Source organism: Paenibacillus sp. PastF-3, assembly GCF_029893135.1.
GTDB classification, from domain to species: domain Bacteria; phylum Bacillota; class Bacilli; order Paenibacillales; family Paenibacillaceae; genus Paenibacillus_AQ; species Paenibacillus_AQ nitricinens.
Genome location: NZ_JARXWM010000031.1, coordinates 12,284 through 25,042, shown reverse-complemented (window position 1 = coordinate 25,042; position 12,759 = coordinate 12,284). Strand labels below are relative to the sequence as shown.

12 protein-coding genes are annotated in these 12,759 nt (G+C 43.2%); 1 reads left to right on the top strand and 11 read right to left on the bottom strand.

The genetic code is table 11. From position 1 onward, the window contains the following. The first annotated feature begins 35 nt into the window (after nt 1-35). Nucleotides 36-1,544 carry an MFS transporter gene (locus M2444_RS32470; protein WP_280789037.1) on the top strand — a complete coding sequence of 503 codons (1,509 nt, stop codon included), beginning with the start codon at nt 36-38 and terminating at the stop codon, nt 1,542-1,544. Nucleotides 1,545-1,639: 95 nt separating this feature from the next. Here M2444_RS32470 and M2444_RS32465 read toward each other — a convergent pair whose 3' ends face one another. The 11 genes from M2444_RS32465 to M2444_RS32415 form a co-directional block, all read right to left on the bottom strand. Further along, the gene (locus M2444_RS32465; protein ID WP_280789036.1) at nt 1,640-2,260 is read right to left on the bottom strand and encodes a glycerol-3-phosphate acyltransferase; all 621 of its coding nucleotides are present in this window, start codon (nt 2,258-2,260) and stop codon (nt 1,640-1,642) included. Further along, the gene (locus M2444_RS32460) at nt 2,260-3,351 is read right to left on the bottom strand and encodes a glycosyltransferase family 2 protein (protein WP_280789035.1); all 1,092 of its coding nucleotides are present in this window, start codon (nt 3,349-3,351) and stop codon (nt 2,260-2,262) included. The genes M2444_RS32465 and M2444_RS32460 overlap by 1 nt, the downstream gene beginning before the upstream one ends. Nucleotides 3,352-3,416: 65 nt before the next feature. Then, nucleotides 3,417-4,619, bottom strand: coding sequence for an MFS transporter (locus M2444_RS32455; protein ID WP_280789034.1), 1,203 nt, complete (start codon nt 4,617-4,619; stop codon nt 3,417-3,419). 20 nt (nt 4,620-4,639) lie between these two features. After that, the gene (locus M2444_RS32450) at nt 4,640-5,668 is read right to left on the bottom strand and encodes an ROK family transcriptional regulator (RefSeq protein WP_280789033.1); all 1,029 of its coding nucleotides are present in this window, start codon (nt 5,666-5,668) and stop codon (nt 4,640-4,642) included. Between the two features lie 161 nt (nt 5,669-5,829). Further along, nucleotides 5,830-6,345, bottom strand: coding sequence for a GNAT family N-acetyltransferase (locus tag M2444_RS32445; protein WP_280789049.1), 516 nt, complete (start codon nt 6,343-6,345; stop codon nt 5,830-5,832). Between the two features lie 2 nt (nt 6,346-6,347). Then, nucleotides 6,348-7,550, bottom strand: a complete 1,203-nt coding sequence (locus M2444_RS32440; RefSeq protein ID WP_280789032.1) for a Gfo/Idh/MocA family protein — start codon at nt 7,548-7,550, stop codon at nt 6,348-6,350. Then, nucleotides 7,547-8,407 (bottom strand): metallophosphoesterase family protein, encoded by an 861-nt coding sequence (locus M2444_RS32435; protein ID WP_094874259.1) that lies wholly within the window; start codon nt 8,405-8,407, stop codon nt 7,547-7,549. Before M2444_RS32435 ends, M2444_RS32440 begins: the two co-directional genes overlap by 4 nt. Nucleotides 8,408-8,419: 12 nt before the next feature. Next, nucleotides 8,420-9,328, bottom strand: a complete 909-nt coding sequence (locus tag M2444_RS32430) for a carbohydrate ABC transporter permease (RefSeq protein ID WP_280789031.1) — start codon at nt 9,326-9,328, stop codon at nt 8,420-8,422. A gap of 12 nt (nt 9,329-9,340) precedes the next feature. Beyond that, nucleotides 9,341-10,231, bottom strand: a complete 891-nt coding sequence (locus M2444_RS32425; protein ID WP_094874263.1) for a carbohydrate ABC transporter permease — start codon at nt 10,229-10,231, stop codon at nt 9,341-9,343. 103 nt (nt 10,232-10,334) lie between these two features. Then, entirely contained in the window at nt 10,335-11,714 is a 1,380-nt protein-coding gene (locus M2444_RS32420) for an ABC transporter substrate-binding protein (protein ID WP_280789030.1), read from the bottom strand. A gap of 33 nt (nt 11,715-11,747) precedes the next feature. Continuing rightward, nucleotides 11,748-12,638, bottom strand: coding sequence for a DUF6923 family protein (locus M2444_RS32415; RefSeq protein WP_280789029.1), 891 nt, complete (start codon nt 12,636-12,638; stop codon nt 11,748-11,750). Nucleotides 12,639-12,759: the final 121 nt, after the last annotated feature.

Genomic DNA, 12,759 nt, shown 5'->3' with positions numbered 1-12,759 from the left:
CGTTATTCGCTACTATCATCTTAGGAGGATTACCCATGTTTTCACCAAATCTATCTAAATTCCAACGCTGGATCGTGCTGGCGATTGTGTCCAGCGCACTCTTTATGATCGTCATCGACATGACCGTACTTTATTCGGTTCTACCACGACTTACGCATGATCTTGCTGCTTCTGCATCGGAAAAACTATGGATCGTAAATATTTATCCACTCGTAATGGCAGCATTATTACTTGGTCTAGGCACACTAGGCGATCGTCTTGGGCATAAAAAACTCTTCGTTATGGGACTTACTATCTTTGGGTTGGCTTCATTAATCGCTGCCTACGCGCCGACACCACTCGTACTTATTGCTGCGCGTACCCTACTTGCTATTGGTGCAGCCATGATGATGCCCGCAACACTCTCCATTATTCGAACTACCTTTTCGGACGAGCGTGAGCGTTCACTAGCCGTAGGTATTTGGGCATCTGTCTCCTCTGTAGGAGCAGGAATGGGTCCACTCGTTGGTGGTTTTTTACTGGAACATTTCTGGTGGGGATCGGTGTTCCTCATCAATATTCCCATAGTTATTCTTGCACTGATCTTAGCCATCTTACTAATCCCAAATCTTAAAGGAAATAAGAATAAAAAATGGGATTTCATTGGTTCTGTTCAAATTATGATTGGTCTGGTTGCCCTTGTTTATGCAGTTAAGGAGATCAGCAGACGTGAAGGTTCAATTGCCATCGCTGTGTTATCTGCCGTGATTGGTCTCGTAGCTATGATCATATTTATGCGCCATCAACGTAAGAGCCAGAATCCATTAATAGATTTTGCACTGTTTAGAGACTCCCACTTTTCTACAGGAGTGGCTACAGCTCTATTGTCTTGTTTTGCACTTATTGGAATGGAATTGATCGTGACTCAACGGCTCCAGCTTGTTCTTGGATATACACCGTTGGAAGCGGGATTGTACGTTGTATTCACTTCGATAGCGTCCTTCATCTCAGGGATACTCATCGGATTAGTGTTACATCGTGTGGACAAAGTAAAAGTACAGTGGGTCTGTTTGTTAGTATCAGGTATAGGAATAGGCACCCTTCTGCTCTTCCATGACGGGAATATGTTGTTACAATTCGCATCCTTAATGATTCTGGGTGCAGGTCTTGGGGGAGCCATGACTGCCGCCTCAAATTCAATCATGCTAAATGTCCCCGTCGAAAAAGCTGGCATGGCCGCATCTATAGAGGAAGTATCGTTCGAACTTGGCAGCGCCTTAAGTATTACACTTCTGGGCAGTCTTTCGTCATTCATCTATACAGCATCATTAGTTCTCCCTGATGGACTAACAGTCCCACCGATCGTTCGCGACAGCCTTGACGAAGCTCTTCTAGCCGCAGAAAATATGCCTACTGCCGCTGGATCCGCGCTCGTTGAAGCTGCACAATCAGCTTTTGATAAGTCGTTTATTGTTGTCCTTGCCACTGCCACTATCCTTCTTTTAGCTTCTGCGTTTATTATCCGTGCTGTGTCAAAACATAAATCCTCAATCCTAGAACACTGATTTTTGAAAAGAGGATGCTACTGCTTCACCAAACAAGGGTGTCTCAACAGCTATGCGCTAGCTGCCGGGACACCCTCGTTTATACCAAGCCTATATTATGTTCCTTTTCGTTTCCTTGATGAATACTTCCTCACCCACACTGCCAATTCTAACCTGTGCGTATACACAAGGATCACAAAGCTCCCAAACCATACCCATAAGATAGGAGCAGACCAATTACTAATGTACAAAAAAACGGAGAGAAGCAGCATTCCGCTAACCACTTGCACACCGTCCGAGACAGGTGAATTCCCTCTGCTTTTAATCCAACTGCTGCGCATTTTCAGCACTGCTAAAATGACTGCTAGCGCTAAAGAAGCTTTGAATCCTGTTAATGCACTCCATACTCCAAAGGTTACGGCAATTGCCTTCCCACCTTTTCCTTTAAGAAAGGGAGAGAAGGCATGACCCGCAATAGGCGCTAAGGCTAACGGAATAATGAAATACCCCTGACTATAATGACTCCCCATTACCCATAGAAGAGGTAGATACCCTTTTAAAAAATCCAATATAATCCCCAAAATTCCGAATTTATAGCCTGACGACTTCCATAGATTCAAAGCCCCCGGATTACCATCGCCAATGTCTTTCAGGTTCTTTTTACGCGCTAGACCAAGCCAATAGGAAAACATAAGAGATCCCGCCAAAAATAAACCCGTGACCCACAAAATGATCATTAGTCCTTACGGCCTCCCACCTGGATATGCCTTCCTTTCCAGCTTACATGCTTCAGGAAAACGACCTGATATATCGAATAAAGCATGATCAAGATAAAGAAAACAGTTGCCACCACGTGAAATACAGGTATGACAATGCCAAATACACCTACATATTTTATAAAATAAAAGAGCTGGAACATATAAAGGAGATATCCGATCAATAACGGGATAAACCATGAAGTATTCGCAAAAATAAACACGGTTTCTGAAATAACGAGTCCGATCACCCAAAGCGCAATTGGAATAATTGTCCGCAGACTTATCGTTGAAGTGCTTAAGACAGCCCCTTTACTGAACCCTTCAATTTCACTTTTGATTCCTTTCGGATACATGCGAAACGATACTAAGCCATAACCGATATAATTGGTGATTGGAACACCTGCCGCAATAAATTGTTCTCCTAAAGACAAATCATCCAGCACTTCAGATCTTATGCTTTGATGACCATTAACTTTTTCATAATCCTTCCTTAATGCTAGAATACACGAGCCGTACAGCCCTTTTTTGGCGTTATTCCTTTCAAAAACCGAGGTGAACGTGAAAATCCCCAGCATATTCATGATTAAGGCGAGCTTCTCAAACAGCTTTTCTGTATGATGAAAAGGAACTACCGAAATGACACCTTTCGATAGCTCCCTTGCTTTTAATAATGAAGCCAAGGCATTCGGCTTTAATCGGATATCCGCATCCAAAAAAGCAAAAATATCACCCGAGGCCTGTAAATATCCATTCCATACGGCCCAGCTCTTACCCGTCCACCCCTCAGGGAGACTGCTGTTCGCAATCACCTTAACCCCATAGCTTTCGGCAATTTCTTTCGTCCGATCCTCTGAGAAGTCATCTACCACAATAATTTCATAGGGTGTAAGGGTCTGAGACTGAAGTGAATCGAGCAGATAACGCAAATTATATTCTTCATTCCTTGCGGGAATGATGATGGACAATTTCTCCGGTCCTTGAATAGGCTCGTAATAAGTGGTCAAGGTATTTTTTCTGAACAAAATAAAACCGGAGAGACATCCAATGCCTATAACCATTAACAACCACATTACGGTTCCCCCCCTTCTACATCTATATATATGAAGGGTTAGTCCGTAATATATTCATTTCAAATTTAACCTACATTAACTTTAGTGGAGTATTGATTAAGCATTTCTGTACATAAGAGCATAACGATAGCGAAAATAACGATCATCACAGGGAAGATCCCTAATGTAAAATTAGAAGCCAGTAAACCGATAAATGGCGGCACTAGCGTGGTACCGGTATAAGCCGTTGCCATCTGAAAGCCCATAATCGACTGGGCATGCTTCTTCCCGAATCGTACAGGAGTTTCATGCAGCATACATGGAAAGATAGGCGCTAATCCCAGACCTATAATCATAAATCCTACTAGCGAAACTATAGTTGGAAGCGGTAGTACTAGCAGTACTGTACCGATTAAAGCAATAAGCTGACCATAGCGAATTAACTTTTTATTACTCATTCTAAAAGTAATGAAACCCGTAACCATTCTACCAAAAGTAATTCCCAGGTAAAAAAACGATACCCATGTCGCTGCAGTCGATGCAGGGATATCTTTGATATTCACAAGAAAACTACTCCCCCATAACCCCATACTTGTTTCTATGGCAGAATAAAATAAGAAGGTTAACATCGCAAGCTTTACCCCTCTTAATTTCCAAGGTTTTGTGTTCTCTGCGATATGCTCAAGCTCCGGATCATTGAACTCGTGATCACTATCCGCATTCGAGTTGCTATTGTTCCCAGCCACTCTTTTCCACAAAGGCAACGTAACGAATAGTATAACAACTAAGCTCAATTGAATATAAGCAACCGTAAGATAACCTTCACGCCATAGACCTTCACCAGAGATAAAAGAACCCATAATAATCGGACCCAGCGTCGCGCCAACTCCCCAGAAACAATGTAACCAACTCATATGATGGGCTTTATAGTGTGTAGCAACATAACTGTTTAATCCGGCATCTACAGATCCCGCACCTAAACCGAGTGGAATCGCAGCAACAATTAGCCATACTAACGAAGGTGACCAAGCAAAACCAAATAAAGCTACAGCCGTCATAATACAGCTTACAAGGGTCACTTTTCCCGTACCAAAACGTTTAAGGATAGTACCACTCATCAAACTGGAGACAATGGTGCCTACAGCAATAACCATCGAAAGGATTCCAGCAGTACCTAATGAGGCATTTAGGTCTATTCTCATTACCGGCCATGCAGATCCTAGCAATGAGTCCGGCAAGCCTAAACTAATAAATGCTAAATAAATAATAATAAGAAAAAAAGTTGCCATCGTTTATCTCCTTAATGGTTCTAATCTATTTGTTGTGAAACCAATAAACCTAATCCAAGACTTTGTAATCCATTCAGATAATCACGTTTTAAGTTGCTTACCGCTAACTCGGGAAGATGTTCTTTGGGAACGTATGTAGCACTTCGCTCAGCGATTTGATTTAGCATAGCTGGAGCTACTTCATCCTCACAAAAAATAATATAATGGGGATTCAAAATAGAGGTGCTGGTAGCCACTAACCGACTAATCGCATCTACTCTATGCTCTGACTGCATCGCTAAACCACCTTTTTCTCCAGTTAATGCCTCTATAAAATTTCTATTATCATACTGGGGTAAATATTGAACTTCACCTGAAAAAAACGTCTTACCTCGAACGATTTCACCATTAACGGCTATCCCTGCCCCTGGTCCATTTTTCCCTAAATACAGATACATCAGAGAAATCTTCTCCTTCAAATTTCTCTGCATCATATAACCGATTACAGCGGCATTCATATCATTTTCCACAATAGTCGGGATAGCGAGATGGTCTTCTATATATGTTTTCAAATCTAGACTTTGATATTTCGGATAGCCTGGAATTAGAAAAATCTTCCCATAACTCACCGCACCTGGAACACCAATAGCGACGGATTGAATCTTAGGATTAGCCTTTTTTTCACCTTCGATAAGCGAGACCAGTGTACTAACGTCTTCCTCAAGAATACTAGGTAAATTCCCTTCTTTTACAACATCGCCAATGCAATTATAGATCGTATAGTTTGTTTCATTTTTTTCCAAAAAAATAGCTATCCCTAATCGGTAATTCGGATTATAGGCGTATCTTATAGCCCTTCTTCCGCCACTAGACTCATCAAGGCCAATGATCGTCACTTCCCCAGTCTCTTCCATCTGCATTAGAAATTTACTGATCGTTGGAAAACTGTATTGTAATCTTTGACTTAACTCCGCCTTCGTAGCCCTTCCTAATTCTAATAATGCTGTTCGAATATTTCGAATAATTTCGGATTTGAGTTGCTGTGAAGGAAGTCTTTTATCACTTGCCATGGCTCTCCCACCTATAGTCATACTGACTTATTAAATGCATTTAATAAGTCAGTATGACTATAGCAGGAATACTTCTTAACGACAACATAATTTTTGGATGATTCCCTCCTGAAGCTCCAATAAGAATAAGGGGGCATAAGCCCCCCTATTCATCAATAAATTCAAAGCCTTTGCAGGATTCGTTCCCATCTTCCGGGATGGCTTTCATCCAAGTACACCGGCTGAAATCCTAATTTCAAATAAATGCGGATGGCGGGAAGTCTGAAATCATCGGTTTCTAAACATGCCGCCGCTCCCCCTGAATCTCTTATTTTGTGCAAGACAGCTAGACTCACAGCATAACCGAGACCTTTACCAGAATATTCTGGAAGCACTCCAACCATATGCATGTACCAGTTCTTATTGTCCTCATTCCCCGACTCCCAGGCCGTAGCAGTAGCTACTGGTTGATCCCCGCGGCAAATGAACAACAAGCGATCCGAATACAGGGGTACATAATCACTGATTTTATGAGCAAATTTAACTTCCCTAGTAAAAGAATGGCGTATCAGCTCTTCCCAGTTCCGTTCATCATCTGGCTCGAAATGGCGGATTCGATACCCTGAAGGACAGTGAAAAGCAGGTAAGTCTGTCAGCCTTTCTTTTTTCATTACAAGTTTGGAAAGGGCCTGATCCACCGTCAATTCCTCACCTTCGCTCTAAAATCAGGAAAGGCTATGGCTTTTCCACCAGTCTCTACAGATTCCATAGACAATGTAAACACAGAGCTCCAAGTCACAGCGTCATATACATCCACCGATGGGGTTCGATCCTCCTGAATCGCTGAAATGAATTCCTCAAGCACCATAAAATCGCCTCCGCCATGTTTCGTCCCAGCGGCATATTCGCCCCATTTCATCCATGTTGGGTGATCATAGAGCGGTTGATAACTGCTTAAAGGCTCCCACATTTCTTCTCCATCTGCTATATTTTTGGGCGAGAGATTCTTGAACCAGATCAAATCCTCTTCGTACTGATGGCGGCCCGTAATATACGCTCCCTCAGTTCCCTGCAGTAAATAATGAGTTTTATTATGCGGTCTAACGGAGGACCAGTCTACACGCAGTTCAATCAGTACACCCTTTTCCGTTTGAATGACTGCAACCGCACTATCCCCTTGCCGCCAGAATCCCTCCCGCGCTGCCGGGTGATCTTTTCCATAATGCTCTCCGAAATAATATTGTAAGGATCTAGATTTGGAAACAAAAGACGAGACGCTTTTTAATCGATCACCCTCAGGCTTATTAAGGTTAATCCACTGCGCAACTGGACCAATAGAATGTGTCGGATAATTGATCCCGTTATACTGCTGATGTAATTGCCCTCTCCAGGTCAGAGAACCATCCGGATGATGCGTCAAATGACGTAAATCATGGATATAGCCGCCTTCAAGATAAGTAATTTCACCGAACATGCCTTGATCCGCCATATGTTTAATCGTCAGATTTGAGCGCGAGAAGCAGTAATTTTCAGACATCATATATTTAAGTCCAGTTTGTTCAACAGTTTCGATAAGCTCCCAAGCTTCCTCTAAAGATTGAATCGAAATCACTTCGCTTAGGACATGCTTACCCGCTTTTAATGCATCAATAGATTGTCTGGCATGCAGATGCATGGGGCTTAAGATAAACACCGCATCTATCGCCGAATCTTTTAACATTTCATGATAATCCCGATACGTTCGGATTTCTGGGAACTTCTCTTTCCATTGGTTAAGCACCCACTCATTCAAGTCACAAGTGGCGGTTAGATGTATCCGATCCGATAGAGAGTACAGTGCATTCATAAAACTGGCTCCGCGATTTCCACCTACGATCGCTAATCTTACTGGCTGACGTTTCATTGCTGGTCCACCTGCTTTCTATCCATTTGAAGTCGATTGATGATTAGCTCCTGATCTCTTGTCTCCCCTTCAGCCTGGGGATATTTTTCATAATCAAAAATACTGAAGGTAAATAAGGAAGACCATTTACTCAATTGCTCGCTTGCCAGATTCACCATCTCTAACCTGATTTCATCTTCGAGCACAGTAAGGATTCGAGCAGCAGGAATATCCAGGATAGAGGCCGTTTGAATGAAATTCCAGTTTTCTTTTCTGACGATAGAATGAACATGATTATGGCCGTTGAAATAGAAACCCACACCTTGCCATTGCTTCAATATCGGCCAAATGTCCAAGCTGGGATCCAGTGACATCATTGGCTCAGTGGATCTAGCCGTCGTATTATACAGAGGATGATGACCAAAGACGAATAAAGGCTTTTCCGATTTACGCTTCATTTGTGCTTCGAGCCATGCTAGCTGTTCATCGTCAAGTGTTCCGCTCCAATCGTCACGATTTTCCCGTGCGGTATCCAGCAAAATAATGATCGCATTCGTCTCTTCGATAACACTGTATCGCTGCTGCCGAGTGACTGAAAGGATTTCTTCCTTAGGATAAGTGTACGTATCATGATTGCCAAGAACATGTAGAAAACGCCTGGAATGCTTGCTGTCCTTAATCTTACCCATAATATAATTAAATTCGCTAAATTCTCCTGCATGCACCATATCTCCCACGGAAATATGATAATCGGCCGGGATGGACAAGAATAGATTCATAAATTGCTCGTAAAAAGCATCTCGTGCCTCTTTAATCATAACCTTGTTGTTTAACAATTCGTCCGGATAATGTAAGTCCCCAATAATTGCCAGCCTCATAAATGCCTCCTCCTAACCTTTAATGCCAGAGCTCATAAAACTACCTATCACCTGCCGCTGGAATAATAAAAATCCAATCATTAAGGGTGCCGACACAATCAATGTAGCCGCACAAACGTCGGACCACTGTGCACCAGATTCCGTGGCTTTTGCGAACATAGCCAAACCTACGGTTAATAAGCGATTCTCCTCCGAATTGGTTACAATGAGAGGCCACAAGAAATCATTCCAATGAAAGCTAACCGACACGATCGCAAAGGACACATAAATCGGGCGTGACAGTGGGACATAGATTCTAGAAAGAATATGCAGGCGTGAAGCGCCCTCTACCCGGGCAGCTTCATCCAGCTCATAGGGTAATTGCTTGAAGGATTGCCTTAATAGAAACACTCCAAAGGAGGTGGCAAAGTAAGGTAGCATAATCCCCAGCTTTGTATCCAGCAAGCCCATTTCATTCAATACCTGATAATTGGAAAAGATAAGCACATCCGGCGGCACCATTATTTGCACCAAAAATAACATGAATAACAGATCTTTTCCGAAGAAACGTACCCGTGCGAACGCATATGCAGCCATTGTCATCGTAACCAGCTGAACCACAAGCACAACACCGCACACAAGCAATGTATTCATTAAAAATCGTCCAAAAGGCGCCCCATTCCATACATGAATCAAATTCTCAAACGTGAAGCCCCAAGACCATCCCGAATCAATAGCAACATCTTTGGGTAAAAAAGCCGTTCTTACCACCCATAGGAAGGGAATGATCCATATCGCCGAAAAAGCAAATCCAATCAAATGCCACAGTGTCTGCACAATTCGGCGCTTCGTCCTTTCGGAGCTCAGCGTACGCTCCTCTTCTAAAGCTTTATGTGTATTCTGCCTTAAAGCTAATGGCAGCTTTAGTGGATTATCCTCCATGGATTCCACCTCCTATTCATAATGAATTTTCCGATCCCAGCCAAAAAACTGCAAAGAGGAAATCAGGAGCAGCAGCACGATCATGACCACCGTCATCGATGCGGCCATCCCTTGATCATAGAAATTAAAGGTCGACTCGTAGATATAGTAAAGCAGCAGATTACTAGAATTATTCGGACCACCCTTTGTCATAATCCAGAGATGGTCTACCAGCTTAAACGAATTCGTGATCGCCACAACAGCCACGAACAACGTAGTCGGCATCGTGAGCGGAATTGTTATTCTGCGGATGGAATTGAATGTACCGACTCCGCTTACTGCAGCCGCTTCATATAAATCCTTGGGAATCTGCTGCATTCCTGCTAAATAAAAAATCATGAAATATCCGGCCTCTTTCCAAATCATCATGACAACTAATGCGCCCATCACCGTATCAGGTGTTCCCAGCAAATTCACAGGCTGATCCGCGATCCATGAAGCCAGTCTGGCAAAGAGCCCAAAATGAGGGGTATACAGAAACAACCAGATGTTCGCCACAGCGATCATCGGGATCATATTCGGATAGAAAAATGAAAGACGTGCCAGTCCCCGCCCTTTTATCGCCTTGTCGGCAAATAGTGCCATCAAGAAAGCCAAAGCCAATGAAGTGGGTACTGTGCCAATGGCGAACCATATATTGTTACTGAACACTTTCATAAAGACATTGTCGTGCAATAGATTAGCGTAATTGTCAAAACCGACGAACAAAGGCTCAGGAGTCGCCAAATTTTTCTCATAAAAGCTAAGCCAGAACGATTTAAACATAGGGTAATAAGTAAACAAGCAAAGAAAGAGCAGCGAAGGCAACACAAGTCCCCAGCCGAATCCGTTTCTTCTAAGCCTCTCACTCCATCCGGCATTCATACCATTCAATCCTTCCATGATTAAGGTTTCTACGATTAATGAAAAAAGTAATGACGCCAGAACAAGCTATCCAGCCGTCCTGGCGTATTCCATACCTCAAAGCTTACTTATTGAAGGGAGCCAGTGCCTGATCTGCTTCTGCTTGAGCTTTTTTAAGTGCACCTGCTGCATCAATTTCTCCGGCCAATGCCGCTTGAATCTGGTTCGTAATTGCCGTCGATACTTTACCATGATTATGAGTGGACAATTCCCGGAACGCATATTCCAATTGATCTCTCGCTACCAATGCTTGCGGGAAATCTGCCGTATACTTCTTCATAGCATCTGTATCGTAGGCAGATTTTCTTACGCCCACATAACCGGATGAGCTGCTAAAGAGGGCAGCTTGTTCTGAAGCTGTCATGTATTTGGCGAATTCCCAAGCAGCCGCTTGTTTTTCAGGAGAGGTGTCCTTGAAAATATACAGGTTACCGCCACCAGTCGGTGATCCAAATTGCTTTTGTGCGGGAGGGAACGCTACACCAAATTCGAATTTCGCATTATTTTTTACGTTGGTTAAGTTGCCGCTTGTATGCATCATCATGGCTGTTTTACCTTGAATGAAATCCGTTGGAACGGTTGCCCAATCAATAACACCTTCCGGCATCGCCTTATATTTATGGGACAAATCTAACCAAAATTGTAATGCCTCCACATTCTCTGGCGTATCGAACATCGCTTTTTTGCCGTCGGAAGACATTATGTTTTGCTTCGGATCAGTAGCATTTTGTCGTGCAAGCATTTGAAACATCCAATACGAATCATCATTTCCCGGAATTTCCAGCCCCGTATGACCGTCTTTGTTCAGCTTCTTAGCATAAGTTACAAGCTCATCCCATGTAGTGGGTGGTTTCTCTGGATCAAGTCCTGCGGCTTTGAACATTTCTTTGTTGTAATACATAACAATCGTACTCCGCTGAAAAGGCAGACTGTACGTTTTACCTTCAGACTGTGTATCCTCTACAAAGGCGGGATAAAAATCAACCATCTGAATATCCGTGTCCTTCGAAATAAAATCATCGAGCGGAATGATTGCATTCATATCGAGCATGCTGTAAAGCTCTGTTGACATCATGACCGCGACATCAGGTGGCTGTTTGGCCTGCACACCCGCTTGAATTTTCACGGTATTGTCACCGTAATTACCTGTGTACACGGGATTCACCTTAATCTCCGGATGCTGCTCCATGAAGGTGCTAGCCATCCCATCAATTACTTTAGTGAGAGGGCCACCCACGTTGACCGGATAATAAAAGGTAATCTCCACCGGCTTAGCAGCGGCTGGAGTCTCTGTAGATTCTGGAGTTGCAGCGATGGCTGTTGCCTGAGTAGTATTTTTATTTTCTTTGGCTTCAGCCGCACTGTTATTAGATTGTCCGCAGCCTGCAACTGCCAGCATAGAAACGGATAGTAGTGTTAGAATAGTTTTGGTTTGCTTTAGCATTTCTGTTAACCCCTTTTTTCGCTTGGATTTAAATTAAAATGCGTAATGGCGAAAGTTCACACTAATGCGATTCGAGCCTACATCAAGAATATGGAGCTGTGCACCATCAGCGGTAGGCAATACAGCAATTCCTTGGGCTTCAGTACCACTAGGCAGATTGCGATCAAAGGCAACAGATACGTTTCCAGTCTCCGGATCAATCTGATAAACCGTTTGGGTTGCGTTATCCGTAGAGGCATACAGAACACCGTTGTACACTTCGGCACCTTGAATTCGATCAATACTTTGGGAAAGTGGAACGGTTGTGATCACATGCATATCATCAAGACTTAGTACATTCAAGACGCTAGCATTAGACCACTGAGCTGTGTAGACCTGACTGCGAGCGGCATCAACAGCTACCCAAGGCACACCGCCAATATGCAGATTCAATGGTAAAGCATAGGATGTCCCCGTATATTTCAAAGTGTTCACATCATAGAGAGCGATGTAAGGATGCTGATAGTTTTTGCCGTCTTCAATAGGAGCGTATATTTTACCGTTATAGTAGGAAATATCACCGATATGGTCTCCACCTTGGGAGGCAATCTCCAGCGGAATAGCCAATTCATTTCGTGCTTTTACGGTTTTGCCATCCAGCCCAGTCCGTAAGAGCCCATACGAGGAATTAAAGATCCATGAATTCCCGTCTGTAGCCACCCCTTGTCCACGTTCCAAGGCATCAAGTAACCAGAAAGTTTGCTTAGATACTTCATGCCAAGTTCCAGCAGTTGTAGCTGAAGCTGAAGTTGACTCTGCACTGATTTCTACCTCTGTGCTTACTAGGTTATCCGGTCCGACTGGTGTGGCAGATGCTACTAAAGATAAAGAACTGGTCGTAAGTACCCCCGCGCAAATCAGACTGAATAATCTCTTTAATCTCATGTTTTCTCTCCTCCTAATAAGGTTGTAGTTCGGCATTTGTACGCCTTACTTCAACCTTATTATAGGAGCTGGCAACAGCTCTCTAATTGAACAAAATACTTCTTTCCTTGAACAAAACTCT

Coding starts and splice junctions, on each gene's coding strand:
- M2444_RS32470 (WP_280789037.1), top strand. CDS start 36: ATGTTTTCACCAAATCTATCTAAATTCCAACGCTGGATCGTGCTGGCG.
- M2444_RS32465 (WP_280789036.1), bottom strand. CDS start 2,260: ATGATCATTTTGTGGGTCACGGGTTTATTTTTGGCGGGATCTCTTATG.
- M2444_RS32460 (WP_280789035.1), bottom strand. CDS start 3,351: ATGTGGTTGTTAATGGTTATAGGCATTGGATGTCTCTCCGGTTTTATT.
- M2444_RS32455 (WP_280789034.1), bottom strand. CDS start 4,619: ATGGCAACTTTTTTTCTTATTATTATTTATTTAGCATTTATTAGTTTA.
- M2444_RS32450 (WP_280789033.1), bottom strand. CDS start 5,668: ATGGCAAGTGATAAAAGACTTCCTTCACAGCAACTCAAATCCGAAATT.
- M2444_RS32440 (WP_280789032.1), bottom strand. CDS start 7,550: ATGAAACGTCAGCCAGTAAGATTAGCGATCGTAGGTGGAAATCGCGGA.
- M2444_RS32435 (WP_094874259.1), bottom strand. CDS start 8,407: ATGAGGCTGGCAATTATTGGGGACTTACATTATCCGGACGAATTGTTA.
- M2444_RS32430 (WP_280789031.1), bottom strand. CDS start 9,328: ATGGAGGATAATCCACTAAAGCTGCCATTAGCTTTAAGGCAGAATACA.
- M2444_RS32425 (WP_094874263.1), bottom strand. CDS start 10,231: ATGAATGCCGGATGGAGTGAGAGGCTTAGAAGAAACGGATTCGGCTGG.
- M2444_RS32420 (WP_280789030.1), bottom strand. CDS start 11,714: ATGCTAAAGCAAACCAAAACTATTCTAACACTACTATCCGTTTCTATG.
- M2444_RS32415 (WP_280789029.1), bottom strand. CDS start 12,638: ATGAGATTAAAGAGATTATTCAGTCTGATTTGCGCGGGGGTACTTACG.